Annotated in this window: 2 protein-coding genes; both read left to right on the top strand. The window is 71.8% G+C overall.

The genetic code is table 11. From position 1 onward, the window contains the following. The coding region (locus AC1RUS_RS23535) for an SIS domain-containing protein (protein WP_492919047.1) at positions 1-672 on the top strand (672 nt) is incomplete at its 5' end. Continuing rightward, the coding region (gene nagA / locus AC1RUS_RS23530) for an N-acetylglucosamine-6-phosphate deacetylase (protein ID WP_492919046.1) at positions 672-1,594 on the top strand (923 nt) is incomplete at its 3' end. The genes AC1RUS_RS23535 and nagA, both read left to right, overlap by 1 nt.

Here is a 1,594-nt window from a genome sequence, read left to right as displayed (position 1 = left end):
ACCGTGGCCCTGGTCAATGACGTGACCTCGCCGCTGGCGGAACTCGCCGACGAGGTCCTGCCGCTGCATGCCGGGCCCGAGCTCAGCGTGGCGGCCACCAAGTCGTACATCGCCGCCCTGTCGGCCATCGTCCAGCTGGTCGCCGCCTGGACCGGCGACGCGGACCTGAAGACCGGCCTGGCCGCCCTGCCCGAGGGCCTGGCCAAGGCCTGGGCCCTGGACTGGACGCCCGCCGTCGCGCGCCTGACCCCGGCCCGCAACCTCTATGTGCTGGGTCGCGGCGTCGGCTTCGGCGTGGCCCAGGAAGCGGCCCTGAAGTTCAAGGAGACCTGCGGCCTGCATGCGGAGGCCTTCAGCGCCGCCGAGGTGCTGCACGGCCCCATGGCCCTGGTCAAGCAGGGCTTCCCGGTGCTGGTCTTCGCCCAGAACGACGAGAGCCGCGCCAGCGTCGACGACATGGCCGCGAGCCTGGCCGCCCGCGACGCCGACGTGCTGCTGGTCGGGGCGGGTGAAGTGGGCGCCGGCGTGCTTCCGGCGCTCGCCGCCCATCCCGTGATCGAGCCGATCCTGATGATCCAGAGCTTCTACCGCATGGCCAACGCCCTGTCGGTGGCGCGGGGCTACGATCCCGACAGCCCGCCCCACCTCAACAAGGTGACAGAAACCGTCTGATGCCGGCCGTTCTCGTCAATGGCCGCGTGCTGACGCCGGCCGGCCTCGTCGATGGCCAGTGCGTCGTGATCGACGGCGGCAAGATCGCCGCCGTCCTGCCCGCCGACCAGGCTCCGGCCGAGACCGAGCGGGTGGACCTGGACGGCGGGACCCTGGTCCCGGGCTTCATCGACACCCAGGTCAATGGCGGCGGCGGAGTGCTGTTCAACGACGCCCCGACGGCCGAGACCATCGCCGCCATCGGCGCGGCTCACCGGACCTATGGCACCACCGGCTTCCTGCCCACCCTGATCAGCGACGACCTCGACGTGGTCGACAAGGCCCTGCGGGCCACCGAGGCCGCCATCGCGGCCGGCGTGCCCGGCGTGCTGGGCGTGCACATCGAGGGCCCGTTCCTCAATGTGAAGCGCAAGGGCATCCACGACCCGAGCAAGTTCCGGGTCATCGACGAGGCGGCCGTGGCGCTGCTGAGCTCGATGAGCGTCGGCAGGACCCTGGTCACCCTGGCCCCGGAGACCACCACCCCAGAGATGATCCGCAGACTGACGGACGCCGGCGTCATCGTCGCAGCCGGCCACACCAACGCCAGCTACACGACCATGCGCAAGGCGCTGGCGGCCGGGCTGACGGGCGTCACCCACCTCTTCAACGCCATGTCGCCGCTGACCAGCCGCGAGCCGGGCGTGGTCGGGGCGTCGCTGGAGAGCCTGACGGCCTGGTGCGGCCTGATCGTCGACGGCCGCCATGTCGATCCGGCCACCCTGCGCCTGGCCCTGCGCACCCGGCCGCTGGACCGGTTCATGCTGGTGACCGACGCCATGCCCACGGTCGGCTTGGTCGACAAGAGCTTCGCGCTGCAGGGCCGCCGCATCCACGTGGTCGACGGCGTCTGCGTCGACGCCCACGGCACCCTGGCCGGCTC

It is taken from the genome of Caulobacter sp. GW821-FHT10F06 (assembly GCF_058809215.1).
The sequence above is the reverse complement of the archived record's forward strand: the minus strand, read 5'-3'. Positions and strand labels throughout refer to the sequence as shown.